Raw genomic sequence first — 19,575 nt, 5'->3', positions numbered from 1 at the left:
TTTGTAACCTAGTTCTAAATGATACTTCAACTTTGAAACGCCTGTCATTTTTCCCCCTATTTTGATAGTATTGCCAACGCATCAAGTATCCTTAAATTAACTGTAATTATATAGGCACTCACATAGACCCACACAAAAAACTATAGCTTGTTGTTTTATAAGAATTTTGAAGTGCAGACCCTCGGGACCAAGATTCAAAAACCCCAAGCTAGTACTAAAGGCTTGGGGTTTTTTAATGCTTATAATTTTTTAATTAAAAATTATGTTATTAACAATAAAGGATAACAAAGAGTTAAATCTTAGATTTCATATTAGAAGCATTTATAATTTTGAATTCTTTAGATATTCTAAATCATAATTGTTTCTAAAGCGTTTAATGTTGATTCTTGGCTTCTTTAAAAAGGAATATTGGCGGCACTTATTATTGGAATTTTCGTAACTTTTATTTCAGGAATATTATTTTTGAGCGTGGATGCATTGATTGAGATTTATGATGACTTATAACTACAGTATGTCCCTAGAAACTAACCCTTCTCTTGAAATTTAATTTAAGTTTAAATTTTATGAAAGTTCACGTTTTGTTGCGAATTGGTTCCATAATGAATTGCCTTTTATGTTAAAGTTTGTTAAGAGTAAGTGATGGTTTTGACATTTTTCTTAGTGATTTGTAAATAACCGTATAACGATAATATACGAGAGGCGAGCATGGCTATTCAATTATTAGAATTAGAGCAAGCCGATAAGTTAAGTGCTTGTAAAATTTCGCTTTCTTTAGGCTTGAATTCTGAGCAAAATTTACTTGAACAATTTTTACAGTTTAACCGTAAATTGATGCAAGCAGATACTGCTTTGCTCGCATTCCATCAGGAACCCTACCTTTGGCATTGTTGTGCAGAAAATTTGCAAGCAATTGATATTTCAAAAATTAGTAAAAGTCTAAATACATTATTTGTAAATTGTGATTTGATCGATCAACAACACCCTCAATATCAGTATCAGAGTTTATTGGCCTTTCTAGCGCCATTCAAACGTAAAATACAAACTGCAATTGCAATACACTTAAGGCATCCAGACCAAACTTCATTAGGGTATCTGGTGTTATTTGATGATGTTGCACAAGATTTCAGCGAATTACAAAAACAATTACTTCAAGAGCACTGTATGAGTTTTATGCAGAAACTGGAGTTAAAGGTCAATCATGACGAATTGAAAGAACTATACGAGCAAGAAGCTGCATTAAACTTTAGTAAAACTAAATTCTTTTCGATAATATCTCATGATCTACGAGCACCATTTCATGGTCTATTAGGTTTCTCTGAAATATTGGCAAAAGAGCGTGACACTTTGGATGAATCTAGCATTCAGAATATAGCGGACTATCTTTACGATACTTCTCAGTCGACCTATAACTTGTTGGAAAGTTTATTAAATTGGTCGATGGCTGAAGGTGGGCGCTTTGTTTACCACCCGATGAATTTTAAGCTACGACAGATTACCAATATTGTTACAGATGTTTTAAAAACACTAGCGATCAAGAAAAATATCCAGTTGATCAATGAAGTTGATGAAAATCTTAAAGTTTATGCTGATATGAATATGATCACTTCGGTCATTCAAAATTTAGTCTCGAATGCGCTGAAATTTACTGATGTTGATGGCTCTGGGAAAGTCTATATCCAAGCACAAAACAAAGGGACTTATATTGAGGTTTATGTTAAAGATACGGGTCTGGGCATGACCCAAGAGCAAATCAAAGATTTGTTCCAACCTCGCGTTAAAATGAGCTTTAAAGGCACTGCTGGAGAAAAGGGTGCTGGTTTAGGGTTGAGCTTATGTAAACGATTCGTTGATCTAAATCATGGTGAAATTAGTGTTAGCTCGAATGAGGGTGAGGGCACAATCTTTAAAGTTGTATTGCCTGCTGCAAATGAACCAATAGATTTATGTGTAGAACAGCATAAAAGTAAAGCGAAATTAGCCTAAAGAGATTTTAAAGATAAGCTTGTAACTGATATAACTAATCTAGATGACATCAGTCGAGCCTTTTTATGAATGCGGAACAGCTACAGAAAACTTTAGTCGCCAGTCAATATGCTGAACAAGTTTTAAATTTATATCAAATACAATTAGAACAAGATTATTGCGAAGATCAATTTCTCCAATCACTTTCTACTGAAAGTATTCATGAAAAAGTTCAACAAGCTGTTGCCGATGTAACAGATGAGCACGGTTGGATGAAAGCATTACGTGCTTTGCGTGCCAAGTTGATGTTTCGTTGGATTTGGCAAGATGCTAATCAACTGACCAATGTGGGGACGCTAACACGTGAACTTTCAGATTTTGCTGATGCCAGTATTTGCGCTGCAAAGGCTTTTGCATTACCGCCTCTCTTAGCCAAACATGGCGAACCAATGGGTTATTCAGGTCAGCTTCAAGATTTGATCGTGATTGGTATGGGGAAGCTGGGGGCGCAGGAACTCAATCTTTCCAGTGATATTGATCTAATTTTTGCCTTTGATGAGCAAGGTGAAACCAATGGTCGTAAATCTATTGATGTACAGCAGTTCTGCATTCTATGGGGGCAGAAGCTGATTTATCTGCTTGATCATATTACTGCAGATGGTTTTGTATTCCGTGTCGATATGCGCTTACGTCCATGGGGCGATGGTTCAGCTTTGGCGATTAGCCACAGCGGCTTAGAAAAATATTTAAGTCAGCATGGGCGTGAATGGGAACGCTATGCTTGGATTAAAGCACGTGTGATTACAGGTGAGAAAGCTGGCGCAGAACTCATGGAAATGTCGCGTCCATTCGTTTTTCGCCGTTATGTCGATTATTCTGCTTTCGCTGCGATGCGTGAAATGAAAGCGATGATTGAACGTGAAGTCATGCGCCGTAATATTGAAGATGATATTAAATTGGGTGCGGGTGGCATCCGTGAAATTGAATTTATTGTTCAAGTTTTTCAGTTAATTTACGGAGGCTCGAAACGTGAATTACAAGATCGTCAATGTTTGGTAAGTCTACATCATTTGGGAAATGCTCAATTACTTGACCAACAGGCTGTAATTGATCTTGAAGATGCTTATTTATTTCTAAGACGGATTGAGCACGCGATTCAAGCACTCAATGACCAGCAAACCCAATCTCTGCCGACTGAACCTGAATTAAGACAACGCATGTTAGATACTTTAGGATTTAACGATTGGTCTGCTTTCTTAGCGGTTTTGAATCAAAAACGCGACAAAGTTAAAGTTCAGTTTAAACAACTTATTCAGGAAAAGGAATTTGCTGAGCCTGTAGATGACTTTGTTCAACTTGAGCAAAAACTGAATATTGTATTGGATGATGGTGCAAAGAATCTAATTCAAAACTTTTGGCATGGACAAGCACTAAGAAAAATTCCCGCGAGTGCTTTAGAGCGCTTAAAGAAATTCTGGCCACACTTGATCGAAGCGATTTTACAGTCGGATCAACCACAGGTTGCGCTATTAAGATTGATGCCATTAATCGAGTCGGTACTACGCCGAACAGTGTATCTCGTGATGCTGATGGAAAGCCGTGGTGCTTTACAGCGCTTGGTCAAGATGGCGACAGTGAGTCCATGGATTTGTGAAGAATTAGCACAATATCCAGTGCTATTAGATGAATTTCTATCGATGGATTTTGGTTTACCGCAGCGTAAAGACTTAGAAGATTCATTACGTCAACAATTATTGCGCATCGAAATTGATCAAGTTGAAGATCAAATGCGGGTTTTGCGTCTATTTAAAAAGAGCAATGTCTTAACTGTTGCTGCAAGTGATGTATTGGCAGAAAGCCCATTAATGAAAGTGTCCGATGCACTGACGGATATTGCTGAAGTTAGCGTCCAAGCGACTCTTAATTTAGCTTATGAAGCGGTTGCCGAGCGCCATGGCTATCCTTTGGGGAATAATGGTCAGCGCTGTAGTTTAGATAACAAAGGCTTCGCCGTGATTGGATATGGCAAGCTTGGAGGAATCGAATTAGGTTATGGTTCAGACCTAGATCTGGTTTTTATCCATGCTTTTGAAGAGCATAGTGAAACTGATGGTCGTAAAGGCATTAGCGGAGCTGAGTTTGCAATTCGTGTGGCACAAAAGTTTATGTCTTTGATGACGACACAAACCTTAGATGGGCGAGTTTATGAAATTGACACTCGATTACGTCCATCGGGTGAAGCAGGCATGTTAGTCACTAGCTTAAAAGCCTATGAACAATACCAACAAAAAAGTGCGTGGTTATGGGAACATCAAGCCTTAGTTCGTGCGCGCTCAATCGCAGGTGAGGCAGAATTATGTCAGCAGTTTGAAAAAATCCGTTGCCAAATTTTGACCCAAACCCGTGATGAAAATGTTGTACGTGATGAAGTGCTGAAAATGCGTCAAAAAATGAAAGACCATTTGGGATCGTCTTCTGAACAAAAAAAACATGGCATTTTTCATTTAAAACAGGATGCAGGTGGTATCGTTGACATCGAATTTATGGCACAGTATGCAGTGCTTGCATGGGGCGGGACGAATCCAGATCTCGCCCATTATTCTGATAACGTAAGAATTCTTGAAGATGCTGCTCGAGCAGGCTGCTTATCCAGTGAAGATGCCACAGCACTCATCCATGCTTATCTCCGTGAACGAGCTGAGAGCCACCGTTTAGCGCTTGCAAATCAATCTATGCAAGTCAATGCTGCGGATTGGCACGATACCCGAGAGATCGTTTGCAAGTTATGGCAAAGGTTAATTGATCCAACTGCAATAGCATTGGAAAGTGAATGATTGTGTAAAAATTTGGAGTATGTGCCATGAATTTGGCTGATCGTGATGGTTTTATTTGGCAAGATGGAAAATTAGTTGATTGGCGTGATGCAAAAATTCACGTCTTAACACACACATTACATTACAGTATGGGTGTTTTTGAAGGCGTCCGTGCTTATGAAACCCCAAATGGTACAGCAATCTTCCGTTTGCAAGACCACACTAAACGCTTATTAAATTCAGCAAAAATTTATCAAATGAATGTACCATTTGATCAAGCGACTTTAGAGCAGGCACAAATTGATGTCGTGCGTGAAAATAAATTGGTATCAGCTTATTTGCGTCCTCTCATTTGGATTGGCTCTGAGAAACTAGGAATTGCTGCAACAGACAATACCATCCATGCTGCTGTAGCGGCTTGGTCATGGGGTGCATACCTTGGTGAAGAAGCGATGGCACGTGGTATTCGTGTTAAAACATCATCATTTACGCACCACCATCCAAACGTGACGATGTGTAAAGCAAAAGCATGTGGCAACTATACTGTATCGATTTTGGCACACCAAGAAGTTGCGCGTTCAGGTTATGACGAAGCAATGTTACTTGACCCTCAAGGTTTCGTTTGTCAAGGTGCAGGCGAAAACGTATTCTTAATCAAAGATGGCGTTTTACATACACCTGATTTAGCAGGTGGTGCGTTAGAAGGGATTACCCGTCAAACCGTAATTACCATTGCCAAAGATCTTGGTTATGAAGTGGTTGAGCGTCGTATCACGCGTGATGAATTCTACATTGCAGATGAAGCATTCTTTACCGGTACGGCTGCGGAAGTGACGCCAATCCGTGAATATGATGATCGTGAAATCGGTTGTGGTTCACGTGGCCCGATTACCACAGTTATTCAAAAAACCTTCTTTGATGCAGTACAAGGTCGTAACGATAAATATGCACATTGGTTGACTTACGTAAAATAAGATCAAACCAGATCAATTAAGCGAAGCTCAGGCTTCGCTTTTTTATTGCTGAGCTGTCAATAGATTGCAACTAAATCATCATCAATCTTTCATTGAACTTGATTACGGTGAACTTTAAGTGCAATTAAAACAATAGAGAAGCAATGAAAATTACTGTCGTAGGTGCAGGTTATGTCGGCTTATCCAATGCTTTATTATTTTCAAAACAACATGATGTGATGGTCTTCGATATTGATAAAACACGCGTAAAGAACATAAATCAGCGCGTATCCCCGATTAGCGATACCTGTATTCAAAGCTATTTATCTGAATCTAATCTTGAAGCGACTTGTGATCAAGAACAGGCGTATCAACATGCTAAATTGGTCATTATCGCAACACCCACCAACTACAACCCTGAAACAAATTACTTCGATACATCGAGTATTGAAACCGTTATTCATGATATTCAAAAAATAAATCCTAAAGCGTTGATGCTGATCAAATCTACAGTTCCAGTCGGCTATACCAAGGAACTTTCTAAAAAACTTGCGTTAAAAAATCTGATTTTTTCTCCTGAATTTCTAAGAGAGGGGCAGGCTTTACAAGATAATTTATATCCGTCACGGATTATTGTGGGGGAAAAGTCAAAGCGAGCTGAGAAAATTGCCAAGCTTTACTTGAAAGCAACCATAAAAAAAGATGCGGTACTGTTATGTGTTGACTCAACGGAAGCAGAAGCAATTAAGCTGTTTTCAAATACTTATTTGGCGATGCGAGTGGCTTTTTTTAATGAGTTGGATACCTATTGTCTAAAAAATAAGTTGAGTGCTTTAGACATCGTTACAGGCGTTGCTTTAGACCAGCGTATTGGTGATCACTATAACAATCCATCCTTTGGTTATGGCGGTTATTGTTTGCCGAAAGATACCAAGCAGCTTTTAGCTAACTATCATGACACACCACAAGAGTTGATTTCAGCAATTATTCGTTCTAACCAGACTCGTAAGCAAGCGATTATTGAAGATATTCTGAGTCGGAATGTCACTTGTGTTGGTATTTATCGACTGACCATGAAAGCCGATTCAGATAATTTTAGAGAATCTGCTGTACATGATGTGTTGAGCGGTTTGGCGGATGCGGGAATCCAAATCGTGATCTATGAACCAACATTGGGTGCAAAAGCGTACCTCGGTCATCCTTTGGTATCGAGTCTACAAAAATTTAAAGCAATCTCTGATTTGATTATTGTCAATCGTATGGTACCGATGTTTAGTGATGTCATGGAAAAAATATATACACGAGATTTATTTGGGATAAATTAGAGCTGTAATTGTTAAACAAAACTATAAACAATCCTCCTAGTTTGGTGAATTAATAATAATTTTTTTGATAATGCCTATGCTAAGATAGCCCAATATTCAGTGCATATTGTTTTAAAACGCTTGGTACGAAAATCGCAACGCGAAAATAATATCTAAGGCATTAAGGTTATCAGATGGCAGACATTCAACAAGATTCAGCAACTCATGAAGACAATATTATTTTGTGCATGAAATGGGGAACGAAGTACGGTCCAGAATATGTTAATCGTCTCTATAACATGGTCAAACGTCATCTGACTTTACCCTTTAAAATGGTTTGTTTGACAGATCGTAGCGAGGGTATTGATGCAAATGTGCAGTGCTTTCCGATACCGCCTTTGGATTTGCCTGCGGGTAGCCCAGAACGTGGTTGGAACAAACTTTCCACTTTTGAACCAGATTTATATGGTTTAAAAGGTAATGCTTTATTCTTAGACCTTGATGTTGTGATTGTGGATAATATTGACTGCTTTTTTCAAGAGAAAGGCGAGTTTTTAATTATTCATGATTGGAAGCGACCTTGGCGTATCACGGGCAATAGTTCTGTTTATCGGTTTAAATTAGGTAGTTTTCCTGAAATTTTACCGTATTTCCGTGAGCATTTTGATGAGATTCGTCAAAAATTTCGTAATGAGCAAGCTTATTTATCATGGTTCGTTGATGCACATGGAACATTGAGTTATTGGAATGAAGATTGGTGTAAAAGTTATAAATATCACTGTTTACAAAAGATTCCATTAGCATATGTGAAGCCGCCTGTAAAACCGAAAGGTGCAAAAATTATTATTTTCCATGGCGAAATTAATCCGCCCGATGCCGTAAATGGTGGTGGTGGTAAATGGTATCGTTATGTATTGCCCTCTGACTGGATTAAAGATGCTTGGCAGTAATTAGATAATCTGTACATTTATTAATATATTAGGTCAAATCGTGAAAATTTCTTTTTATTTAATTAATTTGGATTCAAGTGTAGAACGTTTAGATAAAGCAGATACAGAATTGAGTAAACAAAAAATTAATTATACTCGTATTTCAGCTGTTGATGGACGTAAACTCGAACTTTCCTCATATTCAAATTATGATAGTAAAAGATCTCATATTTTTACTGGAAGAGATTTAATAGGTGCTGAAATAGGTTGTTATTTAAGTCATAAAAAAGCAATTGAAAATTTTTTATTGTCTGGTTCAGATTATGGTGTCATTTTAGAAGATGATTTAAGATTAAATGAGGATTTTAATCAAAAAGTTATAGAAATTATAAAATGGCTGGAAAATAATAAATATACAGATTGGAATGTTATTAACCTAGGTGCAAAAAAGAAAAAACTAACATCTAAAATTGCTGAATTCGGTAACTATGAGCTATTAAATGCTTATTATTTTCCAATATTAGCTATAGGATTAATTTGGTCAAGAAAAGGTGCACAGGATTTTTTAGAAAAGATTAATGATCAGCCTATTTTTATGCCCATTGATGTAGAGTTACAAGCATGGCTAAGTAAAAATGGTAAAGGCTTATCAGTTTATCCTGCATTAGTACTACAAAATGGTTCGGAGAGTGATATTGATGCTGAAACCTTAATAAATCAGCAAAAGAGTTTACGTGCAGATCGTTTTTTTCCTCGCCAGAAACGGATGTGGATGAATAAATGGAATGCATGTAAAAAACTTTTAGAGAAATGAATTAGGGTATTAAAAATGAAAGTTTTAATGATCAATTTAGATGGTTCCAAAGATCGTTTACAGCAGCAAAATGAACAATTTGATAAATTAAAAGTTGTATTTGAGCGTTTACCTGCAGTTTCAATTGCTGATTTTAGCAAAGGTGATTATCAAAAATTAGCTTTCAATGGTCAAAGACCAATGAAACAATCTGAGTTAGCTTGTTTTTTGAGTCACAAAAAAGCATGGGAGTACGTTGTTACATTAAATGAACCTTGTGTTGTTTTAGAGGACGATGCTGTTTTAGTACGAGAATTTAAACAAATTATTAATGTAGTAACTAATTTGGAAAATATCGATTTTATAAATTTAGAGGTGCATGGACGTAAAAAGTTAATTGCAAAATCTGCTACATTTGATTTAACTGATGATCATTTTCGATTATTTAGTTTATATCAAGATAGAAGTGGTACAGGGGGATATATTCTGTACCCAAGTGGTGCAAAAAAACTTCTAGATTTCATGGAAAAGAGAGCAGTTGGTTTAGCTGATGAGTTTATTTATAGTTGTAGATCATTAGAAGCTTATCAAATTGAGCCAGCAGTTTTACTTCAGAGCGATAAATGTGAAATTTATGGTGTCAAGCCGATGGACGATATGCATTCAATTATCGGGCAAGTTAAAAATACAGTTTCTTTTGAATTGTCTGTAATAGAAAAAATTCAATTTAAATACAGAAGAATAATAGCTCAAATTATTTTGGGCTATTATTATCTTTTATTTATGTGTAAAGGTGCTGTCAAAAGAGAAATTAAGGTTGAACCTAAGCGATTTGATTAACCAAAAATTTTTGCTTTAGTTTTTTGCCACCATGTTATTTTAGGTGGATTCGCTAAGCTATTTTCCCAGCCAATATGGTGACACACACCATTTTTTAAGAAAAGATTATATTGGTTTCTTTTTCGGAACCAACGTGAAATATGTCGTTCTTTTTTAAAGTTTTTAAATCCTTGTGTTGCTTTCCACATAGTAATCGGTGAAATATGGGGGTTAAAAGTGAAACCGTGCCATTGATCATGCAGTTTAGTAAGTTTTGCAGTAGTTATATCACTATTTTGAATAAATTGGATCTTATTAAATTCTTCCTCTGTAAAAGAAAAGTCAGATAACTTTCTTAATACAATAGAGGTTGCTGAAGAGTCATTTTTTAAAATATTTATATATTCTTCAATTTGAATAGGTTGATCAAATAGCCAATCATCTTCACAATGAAAAATGTAGTTCGTCTTAACTTGAGCATACATTACATCCACGGCTTTGTGATGTCCAACTTGTTCTGCAAGATTAATCAGTATCCCTGTAGGACATAGTTCTCGAAAAACTTGATTGGTTTCCTCATCACGAAAATCATTGATTGCAATAATATGTTCAAAACTAATCTGGTTGAATAGGCTTTCGAGAGTTTGACGTAATAGTTCTGGGCGTCGGCCAATAGTAAGGCAAAGTGTAATATCTTGTGCTTTCAACGATCATTCTCCAGAACAGTTCATAGCCAATATGATTGTAGATATTTGTGATTGTAGGACGAATTCATTGTATACTCAAATGATATTGAATACACTGCATCTACAATAATGCTGGAGATTTGTTAGGTTATTTTACGATGAAAAATTATGTCATAAGTTTAAAAACAGCCACAGATCGAAGACAGCATATTGAAAATCAATTTAGTCATCATCAAGTTGAATATCAATTTTTTAACGCATTAACGCCAGATTTAGCGGCAACCATGGCTGATAAATTAAAATTAAATGTAAATGAAAAATTTTTAGCGAAAACTGAATTAGCATGTTTTATGAGCCACGTTGCGCTTTGGCAAAAAATGCTCGAAGAAAATATTAGTTATATGGCAATTTTTGAAGATGATATCTATTTAGGTGATGATGCAAGTTTTTATTTGAATAGTCATGACTGGATTGATCCAGATTGGAATATAATAAAGATTGAAGCATTTAATGAGCGTGTTTTGATCGGGAAACCATATATCCAATTGAAAAAGGGGAGTCGGTCTATATCTAAATTAAAAAGCTGTAATTTAGGTACGGCTGGTTATATACTTTCTATAAAAGGTGCAAAAGAATATTTAGAATACATTCAATCTATTGAATTAATACCTTTGGATCAATTGATGTTTAATCAGTATATTTTAAATAAAAAAAATAATATTTATCAAATGAATCCAGCGCTATGTATTCAGGAAATGATTTTATATCCTGAAAAGAGCAAAACCTCTTTGGTTAGTGATTTATATAATGAGCGTCAACAAAGAATGAAAAATAATAAAAAGAAAGGGTGGTCTAAAATAAAATTAGAAATTTATCGAATATATATGCAATTATTTAGCATTATTGCTTATAAAACTATTAAGTTTAAATAATGAGAAATATGATTATGAATGATATTAATCAAAAAACTGTAGCTGTCTTATACATCGCAACTGGACGATACACTGTTTTTTGGAAATATTTCTATGAATCTGCTGAGAAAAATTTATTAAATAACTGTTTAAAGCATTATTTTGTTTTTACAGATAATTCAGAGGATATTGCTGGTAAAAGTAAAGGTAATGTTACTTGTATACAGCAAAATAAATTAGGCTGGCCTTATGATACATTAATGCGCTTTGATATTTTTTTGTCGATTAAGGATCAGCTAGAAGCATTTGATTATGTGTTTTTCTTTAATGGAAATTCTGAAATAGTATCTGAAATCACTTCGGATGATCTACTACCATTAAGAGAAGATCAAAAGTTAGTATTTGCTCATCAGCCACATATGTTTCATTTATCCAAACGTAAATTTACATATGATAGAAATCCTGAATCTTCAGCCTATATTCCAAACGGTCAAGGTCAATATTATTTTATGGGTGGGATTAATGGGGGAAGGACATCAGCATACTTAGAAATGTGTGAAAAATTAAATCAGAATATAAAATCTGATTTAGAGAAAGACGTTATTGCGTTATGGCATGATGAAAGTCATTTAAATAAATATGCATTAAACCGTGATGATGTAAAAATTTTACCACCTATTTTTAGTCGTGGTGAGTATGAATACTGGAAAAAAACATCAAAAGTAGTATTCCTAGACAAATCACATTATCGATTTGGCGGACATGCATATTTACGTGGTGAGAGTGAGTATAAAATTAGTCAGGTAGAATGGGAAAATGCAAACACAAAACAATCAAAATTCTACAAAGTTAGATTCAAACAATTTATCAAATCTCTTTTCTTATGAGACTGATTTTGTTCGTTTAATCTATAAGTTGCATAAAAAGCCTTGGCGAATTTTGTACTTTGGATTCATCCCAAAAAAATTAAGAAAGAAATATAATCTGATAGCAGACCGATCTAAACAAGCATCAGTGGCTGATGCTTGGGAGAAAATAATTAATCTGTATCAAGATAATAAAGTTGAGCATTTTCAACTAAAACCAAAGAAGGCCTTTCTGGATCAAAAAATAATTTGGCAATATTGGGCCCAAGGCGTTAATCACGGTCATCTACCTGAAATTGTTAATTTATGCTTTAAATCAGTAGATAAATACTGTGCTGATTATAAAATTATCCGATTGGATGATAGTAATATAAATGATTATTTGGATTTGCCTGACTTTGTATATTTAAAGAAACAGAACCCTGAATTTAAACATGCTTTTTTTGCGGATTTAATTCGATTAGCATTACTTGATGTTTATGGTGGTATTTGGTTGGATGCAACTATTATGTTAACGTCTCCAATTCAAGAAAATATTGCTAATTCTGATTTTTTTATGTTTCAAAGGTCATCAGAAGCTAAAAATCAACGTTATTGGTCTGAGTATAATTCTGATTACTTTGGTTGGGATATTAATCACCGCATTAATGTTCTAAATAGTTTTATTGTTGGAAAAAAAGGAAATATTGTTATACACACATGTTTAGATCTATTGTTAAATTTTTGGAAAACGCAAAATAATATCCCTCATTACTTTTTCTTCCAAATTTTATTTGATGTTTTAATAAATAAGTATTTTTCAGATCAACAATCTATAGTTTTAGATGATACTTTGCCCCATTTATTACAATCTAAAGCCAATAATTTTTATGATCAGACTGAATTTAATAGAATTCTTAGTCTAATTAATATTCATAAAATGACATATATTGCTAATTCGCCCCAGAACTCTTTTTATAATTATTTAAAAGATAATATTTAGTTTGAACTAAGGTGATCTCATGAAATTTATGTATTGCAATACTAAATTAAGAGTATAGTTCTATAGAAAATTTTTTCTAATATTCGTAAATTGAAATTTACGGGGGAAATATTACAAGCTACACAATTTATCGGAACTGGAGATATTTTGCTTAGAATCTAGAGTTAGGCGTTTTCCATCTCCATATTGTCTTAATGGAGAGGCGTGTATAGAAGCTTGAAATACTACTGCTTGTATCTTAAGAGAAAATTCTACTTTTAAATCCTTTTATTTTTAGGGGGGATTACCGTACTAATTTTTTCGTCACTGACTCAGATTTTCATGGCTTGGCTATTAATAATAGAACCAATGGAAATTATGAATGCTTACCAGTAGAAATTGGAGATGATGTTTTATTGGATCTGATGTGAAAATACTGAAAGGTGTAATGATTGGTCAAGGTGCACTCATTGCAAATGGCGCAATTGTTGTGAAAGATGTGTCGCCATTGACAATTTTTGCAGGTATACCTGCAAAAATTGTCAAGAATATTGCTATAGATTAACTTTGTTTTGAAAAATATCTATTTTGGAGATAAATCAAATAATATTTACAACGAAGCATTAATGATTTGATAGGACTTTCTTTTCTTAGTGGTCTAATTTTTATTATTTTTTGTATGGTATAAACAGCGGACGGATATAATCTATGATCTCGATATTGCATTGCGATTTTTAACATTTCTTCATACATCATATCTTGATTTTTACTCATATTTTCGTCGTGCGATCGATAATTTACAAGCGGATAAGGGATGTAGATAATTTCTTTGTTCAAGTTCGATAGACGTAATAATAGATCCCAATCTTCAATTTTTGTTTGAGGATTAAATCCACCTACCTTTTGAAGAGTTGCAGTATCTATCATTTGCGACGAAGCAGGTAGATCATGCTGATTTAAAAAGATCTCACTAAAGCAAGTTTTTTTAAAACTTCTGACACGTTGGTCTATAATCTTGTTATGTTTATCTATAATATTTACACCTCCAAAGCAAGCAATAGCTTCAGGATATTCATGCAAAGCCTGAATTTGTAATTCAATTTTTTCAGGTTGAATCATATCATCAGAAGCTAATGTGCAAAAATATTCTCCATTTGCCCATTTTAATGCTTCATTTAGAGTATTACATAACCCCTTATTCTCTCTATATCTAAATTCAAATCGACTAAATCTATTTGTACAAATTGAAATTAATTCTTGTATTTTTAATACAGAGTTATCTTTAGAACCATCATCTATAATAATTAGTTCAATGTTTGAATAAGATTGATCAATAATACTTTGGATACTATCTTGAACATATTGCTCATGGTTATAACAAGGAATAGCAATTGTTACTAAAGGCGTGGTATTCATTGATGTCATGATAATTTAAATCCATTACAGACATCTATGATGAATTGAGCATCCGTTAAGCTAAGGGTGGGGCCCATAGGTAGACTCAATACCTCAGAATGAATTTTTTCTGAAATTGGAAAGCTTGAGTTGTTCAATTCCTCATAAGCTTGTTGCTTATGTGGGGGAATAGGGTAGTGAATCAAAGTTTGTATACCATGTTCAGTTAAGTGCTTTTGTAAAGCTTCACGATGTTCGGTTCGAATCACAAATAAATGCCAAACATGTTGCTTATCATCTAAAGCATTAATTTGCGTTTTAGGAAGTTGAATTAAAGAATTATTAATACTTTCTAAATAAAGTGCTGCAATCTTACGACGGTGTAAAGTCTCTTGATCTAGAAATTTAAGTTTAATATCCAAGATAGCGGCTTGAATTTCATCTAAACGACTATTTACACCTTGTACAAGATTTTTATATTTTTCATGTGAACCATAATTGCGTAATGCTCTAAGCATATTGGCAAGCTCTAGATCATTCGTTGTTATTGCGCCAGCATCACCTAATGCACCAAGGTTTTTACCAGGATAAAAACTAAATCCGGATGCATGTCCCCAATTCCCAGCTTTTCTACCTTTAACTTCTGCACCATGGCTTTGAGCAGAATCCTCTAAAACTAACAAGTCATATTGATCTGCAATTTGCATAATTTCAGGCATTGCTGCAAGCTGGCCATATAGATGAACTGGTAAAATAACTTTTGTCTTATTTGTGATAGCTGCTTCAATTTTTGTAGGATCAAGATTAAAAGTATCTGGATCAGGCTCAATAAGGACAGGTTTAAGCTGATTAGCGCTAATGGCTAAAATACTGGCAATATAAGTGTTTGAAGGAACAATAACTTCATCACCAGCTTTTAATTTACCTAACTCTTTCCAAGCTCTTAATGTCAAAATAAGAGCATCTAAACCATTCGCGACCCCAATAGCGTATTTCGTACCACAAAATTTGGCAAAATTCAGCTCAAATTTTTCGAGTTCTTTGCCACCAATATACCAGCCTGAGTCGATTACCCGAGCACAAGCCTCAATCAATTGTTCACGATATTGTTGATTAACATTTTTTAGATCAAGAAAAGGGATCATTGCTCAATATAACCTTTAAGTTTTGCTGGATTACCGACCATAATTGCATTTTCTGGAACATCCTTAGTCACTACAGCTCCAGCGCCAATTAATGCATTTGCTCCAATACGAACACCAGGTAGAATCGTAGCATTTGCTCCAATACTTGCACCTTGTTCCACAATAGTTTTGGCAAAACTTTCAGGATACTGTTTAGATCGTGGCTTTTTGTCATTGGTAAAAGTGACGCATGGACCAATAAACACATTATCTTCTAGGGTAATGCCATCCCAGATGTAGACACCTGATTTTATGGTGACATTGTCACCGATTTGGACATCATTCTCGATTAATGTATGGGCACAAATATTACATCCAGCACCAATCACTGCATTTTTTAGAATCACACTATATTGCCAAACTCGTGTATTCTGACCGATGTGGGTGCTGTGTACATCGGATAAAGGATGGATAAATGGACGATTTACAACACTGAGAAATTCATCATAACTACGGATATAATCGCTTTCGTCATAATGTTCACTTGCTAATACTAATAATACACAATCTTCTGAAAAGTCATGCATTTCACGCCAAGTCATACTTTCGATGATCAGGCCTTGCGTTGCTGAGTTGAGTATAACTTCTTCTTTATTGTGCCCATCATCTAGAATGAAGCGGCATTGCCCATGCAGACAAATTGCAAGCTGTTTTAAATCTTTATGTGCATGGAATCCTCTAGGCTTATCCTTAGATGCAGCAAAAATATAATAAATACGTTTAATATCAAAAGGGATGTGCTGATTGGCTTCAATCGCAACCAACCCTCCACGCTCATCACCTAAGTTTGGTAAATCAATTAGTTTCTTTAAGCTCATATTTCATTCACCAAAGAAATCAAATATTGACCATAATCATTTTTATTCATACTTTGGCCGATTTGTAGAACTTGTTCTTTGCTTAACCAGCCATTATTAAAGGCAATCTCTTCAAGGCATGCCACTTTATAGCCTTGACGTTTTTCAATGGTTTCGACAAATTGTGCTGCTTCAAGTAAGCTTTCATGTGTGCCTGTGTCGAGCCAAGCAAAACCTCGGCCAAGTAACTCAACATTTAAGTCGCCGCGCTCTAAGTACATTTGATTCACAGTCGTGATTTCTAATTCACCACGTTCAGATGGTTTAACTTGTTTTGCGATTTCCACAACATCATTGTCATAGAAATATAGACCAGTTACAGCAAAATGTGATTTTGGCTGTTTAGGTTTTTCTTCCAGAGAAACGGCACGTTTTTGTTCATCAAACTCAACCACACCAAAACGTTCAGGGTCTTTAACTTGATATCCAAAGACGGTCGCACCTTTTTGACGAGCAACTGCTTGACGTAACATCGGTGTAAAGCCCTGACCATAAAAAATATTGTCGCCAAGAACAAGGCATACATTACTTTTACCAATAAATTGTTCACCAATAATGAAGGCTTGGGCGAGGCCATCTGGGTTAGGTTGAATTGCATAACTCAGTTCAATCCCTAATTGAGAACCGTCACCAAGTAAGCGTTTGAATCCGTCAATATCATCAGGTGTACTAATAATGAGAACTTCACGAATACCTGCCAACATTAATACTGAAAGTGGATAGTACACCATCGGTTTATCGTAAATTGGGAGTAACTGTTTAGAAACGCCTTTGGTAATTGGGTAGAGACGAGTACCTGAACCGCCAGCAAGAATAATACCTTTCGTCGACATTATACATTTACCCCTAATCTTTCACGTTGATAGCTGCCATCTTGAACGTGGCGACACCATTCTAAATTATTTAAATACCACTCAATTGTTTTACGAATACCTGTTTCAAATGTCTCTAGAGGTTTCCAGCCAAGTTCATTTTCTATTTTTGAGGCATCAATTGCATAACGTAAATCATGTCCTGGACGGTCTTTTACAAAAGTAATTAAGTTTTCATAAGGTTGAGCATTATTTTGTGGTCTTAATTGATCCAGAATTCTGCAAATTGTTTTCACCACTTCAATATTCTGTTTTTCATTATGCCCACCGATATTGTAAGTTTCTCCAACCGAACCTTGAGTGACAACTTGATATAAGGCTCTTGCATGATCTTCAACGAATAACCAATCACGGATTTGATTACCAGTTCCATAGATAGGGAGTGCTTTACTATCTAAGGCATTCAGAATCACTAAAGGAATTAATTTCTCAGGAAAGTGATATGGACCATAATTATTAGAGCAATTTGTTACAATAGTGGGTAGGCCATAAGTACGCTGCCAAGCCCGAACTAAGTGATCTGAACTGGCTTTACTTGCTGAATAAGGTGAGCTTGGTGCGTATGGAGTTGCTTCAGTAAATAAATCCGTAGTCCCATCCAAATCGCCATAAACTTCATCTGTTGAAATATGGTGAAAGCGAAAATTTACTTTTTTAATTTCGTCTAATCGCTGCCAATATTTACGTGCTGCTTCTAATAAGGTGTATGTGCCCACAATATTGGTTTGAATAAATGTACTTGGCCCATCTATAGAACGGTCAACATGTGACTCGGCAGCTAAATGCATGACTGCATCAGGTTGAAACTGTTCAAAAATCTGTTCTAGTTTTGAAGCATCACAAATATCAACTTGTTGAAATTGATAGCGTGGATTCTGATCAATTTCTTTTAGTGACTCTAGATTACCCGCATATGTAAGTTTGTCTATATTAAGAACTTCATCATTTGTATTTTTAATAATGTGACGTATGACACTTGAACCAATAAATCCAGCCCCACCTGTAACTATAATCCGCATAAAATATTTTCCTTCAATAATTTAAATGGTTAAATTCATAAATTATTTAAAAAGTTACTTTCTAAAATTTATATTGTTTATCGATAAAATAAAAAATAGTCACTCATAAAACGTTGTATGATCAGCCCCTCTAAACCGCTTATATCCCCACATATATTCAGCAGGAAAGCGGTTGATCATCTGTTCAACTGCTTGATTGAGTGCAGTGGTCGCAACTTCGATATCTCGATCATAGAGTGCTGGATCATTCAAATCATCGCAATACACCTCAAATCCTTCACCATCTTCACGACGGAAACAGCTTAATCCCACCAGACGACATTGCGTTTTTTGCGCCATTTTGCTTGCAAGTGTACTGGTTAAACAGGGAATTCCAAAAAAAGGAACGACAACCCCGCCTGAAGGTTGAGGGACATGATCAGGTAGAATTACGCTAAAACCACCTTGTTTTAGATTCTTAAACAAGGCTTTTACACCATTTGCATCCGTTGGAACTAAGGTGGCATTTAACCGTTGGCGAGCATGCAAAGCAAATGCATTAAATCCTGAATCTTTCATGGGTTTGTACATAATGGTAGGTTTACCATATTGATTGACCCATGCATTCATCATTTCCCATGTACCTAAATGCGGAGTAATAATCAAAGCACCACGCGGATCACTTAAGGCATTTGTTAATACTTCTAAATTATGTACAGTACGAATTTGCTGAATGCTCCATTCAGGAGGCATTGCCCAGCATTTCCCTGATTCAATATAACTCAAACATTGCTTGGTCACACTTTCTCGAGCAAGCTGTTCTTTTTGCTCGGAAGAAAGTGTTGGGTAGGCTAAACCAATATTAATTCTGGTTTTCCAAAGCATACTTTTATCAGGATTTTGATTGATAAAGTAGGCAGCCACTTTTGCAATACTACGCAAAAATGTTAGAGGGAGAATACGGAGTAAAGTACTGTAAAACGACATCGCAATTAATCTTGCTTATCTGTATTGCCTTTGAGCACCATATAAATCAGTGCTACAAAAATCAATAACGCACCTACAAGACTACTGACGCAGAAATATAAAATACGTTGATTGGTGGTCATATTGAAAAGTTCATTTGCCAAGATGTAACGCATAAAAAACCATTGAGCAAGTGAAAACACAATAATCACAATTGTGTGTCGACGTACATCAGGACGCATTGCCATAAGACTGACCTCTCAATAAAAAAGCAGCTTATTATGCCATTACGCTGCATGATCGCAA

19 protein-coding genes are annotated in these 19,575 nt (G+C 35.3%); 11 read left to right on the top strand and 8 right to left on the bottom strand.

What is annotated here, in order from left to right; translation table 11 throughout:
• Positions 1-705 precede the first annotated feature (705 nt).
• The 7 genes from O1449_RS12210 (at position 706) to O1449_RS12180 (ending at position 9,594) form a co-directional block, all read left to right on the top strand.
• The gene (locus O1449_RS12210) at positions 706-1,983 is read left to right on the top strand and encodes a sensor histidine kinase (protein WP_269238469.1); all 1,278 of its coding nucleotides are present in this window, start codon (positions 706-708) and stop codon (positions 1,981-1,983) included.
• 65 nt (positions 1,984-2,048) lie between these two features.
• A complete protein-coding gene (gene glnE / locus O1449_RS12205) occupies positions 2,049-4,796 on the top strand; it encodes a bifunctional [glutamate--ammonia ligase]-adenylyl-L-tyrosine phosphorylase/[glutamate--ammonia-ligase] adenylyltransferase (RefSeq protein ID WP_269238468.1) in 2,748 nt (915 codons plus the stop codon).
• A gap of 26 nt (positions 4,797-4,822) precedes the next feature.
• Positions 4,823-5,749 carry a branched-chain amino acid transaminase gene (locus tag O1449_RS12200; RefSeq protein ID WP_004664837.1) on the top strand — a complete coding sequence of 309 codons (927 nt, stop codon included), beginning with the start codon at positions 4,823-4,825 and terminating at the stop codon, positions 5,747-5,749.
• Between the two features lie 143 nt (positions 5,750-5,892).
• Positions 5,893-7,053 carry a nucleotide sugar dehydrogenase gene (locus tag O1449_RS12195; RefSeq protein WP_269238467.1) on the top strand — a complete coding sequence of 387 codons (1,161 nt, stop codon included), beginning with the start codon at positions 5,893-5,895 and terminating at the stop codon, positions 7,051-7,053.
• A 173-nt stretch (positions 7,054-7,226) separates the two neighbouring features.
• Positions 7,227-7,982 (top strand): glycosyltransferase, encoded by a 756-nt coding sequence (locus O1449_RS12190; RefSeq protein WP_269238466.1) that lies wholly within the window; start codon positions 7,227-7,229, stop codon positions 7,980-7,982.
• A gap of 40 nt (positions 7,983-8,022) precedes the next feature.
• On the top strand, positions 8,023-8,775 hold the full coding sequence (locus O1449_RS12185) for a glycosyltransferase family 25 protein (protein ID WP_269238465.1): 753 nt from the start codon (positions 8,023-8,025) through the stop codon (positions 8,773-8,775).
• 15 nt (positions 8,776-8,790) lie between these two features.
• The gene (locus tag O1449_RS12180; RefSeq protein ID WP_269238464.1) at positions 8,791-9,594 is read left to right on the top strand and encodes a glycosyltransferase family 25 protein; all 804 of its coding nucleotides are present in this window, start codon (positions 8,791-8,793) and stop codon (positions 9,592-9,594) included.
• Here the strand turns inward: O1449_RS12180 and O1449_RS12175 are convergent.
• Positions 9,591-10,280 (bottom strand): glycosyltransferase, encoded by a 690-nt coding sequence (locus tag O1449_RS12175; RefSeq protein WP_269238463.1) that lies wholly within the window; start codon positions 10,278-10,280, stop codon positions 9,591-9,593. The two genes, O1449_RS12180 and O1449_RS12175, sit on opposite strands and share 4 nt — an antisense overlap.
• Positions 10,281-10,417: 137 nt before the next feature.
• Here O1449_RS12175 and O1449_RS12170 point away from each other — a divergent pair, with 137 nt between their 5' ends.
• The 4 genes from O1449_RS12170 (at position 10,418) to O1449_RS12155 (ending at position 13,562) form a co-directional block, all read left to right on the top strand.
• Positions 10,418-11,191 carry a glycosyltransferase family 25 protein gene (locus tag O1449_RS12170; protein WP_269238462.1) on the top strand — a complete coding sequence of 258 codons (774 nt, stop codon included), beginning with the start codon at positions 10,418-10,420 and terminating at the stop codon, positions 11,189-11,191.
• A gap of 14 nt (positions 11,192-11,205) precedes the next feature.
• Positions 11,206-12,057, top strand: a complete 852-nt coding sequence (locus O1449_RS12165) for a family 6 glucosyltransferase (protein ID WP_269238461.1) — start codon at positions 11,206-11,208, stop codon at positions 12,055-12,057.
• Complete coding sequence (locus O1449_RS12160) at positions 11,987-13,018, top strand: capsular polysaccharide synthesis protein (RefSeq protein ID WP_269238460.1); 1,032 nt, start codon at positions 11,987-11,989, stop codon at positions 13,016-13,018. Before O1449_RS12165 ends, O1449_RS12160 begins: the two co-directional genes overlap by 71 nt.
• 406 nt (positions 13,019-13,424) lie before the next feature.
• Positions 13,425-13,562 carry a hypothetical protein gene (locus O1449_RS12155; protein WP_269238459.1) on the top strand — a complete coding sequence of 46 codons (138 nt, stop codon included), beginning with the start codon at positions 13,425-13,427 and terminating at the stop codon, positions 13,560-13,562.
• Here the strand turns inward: O1449_RS12155 and O1449_RS12150 are convergent.
• The 7 genes from O1449_RS12150 to O1449_RS12120 form a co-directional block, all read right to left on the bottom strand.
• Positions 13,559-14,422, bottom strand: a complete 864-nt coding sequence (locus O1449_RS12150; protein WP_269238458.1) for a glycosyltransferase family 2 protein — start codon at positions 14,420-14,422, stop codon at positions 13,559-13,561. The genes O1449_RS12155 and O1449_RS12150 overlap by 4 nt on opposite strands.
• The gene (locus tag O1449_RS12145) at positions 14,419-15,537 is read right to left on the bottom strand and encodes a DegT/DnrJ/EryC1/StrS family aminotransferase (protein ID WP_269238457.1); all 1,119 of its coding nucleotides are present in this window, start codon (positions 15,535-15,537) and stop codon (positions 14,419-14,421) included. The genes O1449_RS12150 and O1449_RS12145 overlap by 4 nt, the downstream gene beginning before the upstream one ends.
• Positions 15,534-16,394, bottom strand: a complete 861-nt coding sequence (locus O1449_RS12140; protein WP_269238456.1) for a WxcM-like domain-containing protein — start codon at positions 16,392-16,394, stop codon at positions 15,534-15,536. Before O1449_RS12140 ends, O1449_RS12145 begins: the two co-directional genes overlap by 4 nt.
• Positions 16,391-17,266 (bottom strand): glucose-1-phosphate thymidylyltransferase RfbA, encoded by an 876-nt coding sequence (gene rfbA / locus O1449_RS12135; protein WP_269238455.1) that lies wholly within the window; start codon positions 17,264-17,266, stop codon positions 16,391-16,393. The genes O1449_RS12140 and rfbA overlap by 4 nt, the downstream gene beginning before the upstream one ends.
• On the bottom strand, positions 17,266-18,324 hold the full coding sequence (gene rfbB, locus O1449_RS12130; protein ID WP_269238454.1) for a dTDP-glucose 4,6-dehydratase: 1,059 nt from the start codon (positions 18,322-18,324) through the stop codon (positions 17,266-17,268). Before rfbB ends, rfbA begins: the two co-directional genes overlap by 1 nt.
• 99 nt (positions 18,325-18,423) lie before the next feature.
• The gene (locus O1449_RS12125) at positions 18,424-19,290 is read right to left on the bottom strand and encodes a lysophospholipid acyltransferase family protein (RefSeq protein WP_269238453.1); all 867 of its coding nucleotides are present in this window, start codon (positions 19,288-19,290) and stop codon (positions 18,424-18,426) included.
• Between the two features lie 5 nt (positions 19,291-19,295).
• A complete protein-coding gene (locus O1449_RS12120; protein WP_004664817.1) occupies positions 19,296-19,517 on the bottom strand; it encodes a hypothetical protein in 222 nt (73 codons plus the stop codon).
• Positions 19,518-19,575 lie beyond the last annotated feature (58 nt).

It is taken from the genome of Acinetobacter sp. TR3, from assembly GCF_027105055.1.
Classification (GTDB): domain Bacteria; phylum Pseudomonadota; class Gammaproteobacteria; order Pseudomonadales; family Moraxellaceae; genus Acinetobacter.
This window is presented reverse-complemented; position numbering and strand designations above follow the sequence as displayed.

Bases quoted from the DNA above. Each gene is read 5' to 3' on its own strand.
- O1449_RS12210 (WP_269238469.1), top strand. From the start codon at position 706: ATGGCTATTCAATTATTAGAATTAGAGCAAGCCGATAAGTTAAGTGCT.
- glnE (WP_269238468.1), top strand. From the start codon at position 2,049: ATGAATGCGGAACAGCTACAGAAAACTTTAGTCGCCAGTCAATATGCT.
- O1449_RS12200 (WP_004664837.1), top strand. From the start codon at position 4,823: ATGAATTTGGCTGATCGTGATGGTTTTATTTGGCAAGATGGAAAATTA.
- O1449_RS12195 (WP_269238467.1), top strand. From the start codon at position 5,893: ATGAAAATTACTGTCGTAGGTGCAGGTTATGTCGGCTTATCCAATGCT.
- O1449_RS12190 (WP_269238466.1), top strand. From the start codon at position 7,227: ATGGCAGACATTCAACAAGATTCAGCAACTCATGAAGACAATATTATT.
- O1449_RS12180 (WP_269238464.1), top strand. From the start codon at position 8,791: ATGAAAGTTTTAATGATCAATTTAGATGGTTCCAAAGATCGTTTACAG.
- O1449_RS12170 (WP_269238462.1), top strand. From the start codon at position 10,418: ATGAAAAATTATGTCATAAGTTTAAAAACAGCCACAGATCGAAGACAG.
- O1449_RS12165 (WP_269238461.1), top strand. From the start codon at position 11,206: ATGAATGATATTAATCAAAAAACTGTAGCTGTCTTATACATCGCAACT.
- O1449_RS12160 (WP_269238460.1), top strand. From the start codon at position 11,987: ATGCAAACACAAAACAATCAAAATTCTACAAAGTTAGATTCAAACAAT.
- O1449_RS12150 (WP_269238458.1), bottom strand. From the start codon at position 14,422: ATGACATCAATGAATACCACGCCTTTAGTAACAATTGCTATTCCTTGT.
- O1449_RS12145 (WP_269238457.1), bottom strand. From the start codon at position 15,537: ATGATCCCTTTTCTTGATCTAAAAAATGTTAATCAACAATATCGTGAA.
- O1449_RS12140 (WP_269238456.1), bottom strand. From the start codon at position 16,394: ATGAGCTTAAAGAAACTAATTGATTTACCAAACTTAGGTGATGAGCGT.
- rfbA (WP_269238455.1), bottom strand. From the start codon at position 17,266: ATGTCGACGAAAGGTATTATTCTTGCTGGCGGTTCAGGTACTCGTCTC.
- rfbB (WP_269238454.1), bottom strand. From the start codon at position 18,324: ATGCGGATTATAGTTACAGGTGGGGCTGGATTTATTGGTTCAAGTGTC.
- O1449_RS12125 (WP_269238453.1), bottom strand. From the start codon at position 19,290: ATGTCGTTTTACAGTACTTTACTCCGTATTCTCCCTCTAACATTTTTG.
- O1449_RS12120 (WP_004664817.1), bottom strand. From the start codon at position 19,517: ATGGCAATGCGTCCTGATGTACGTCGACACACAATTGTGATTATTGTG.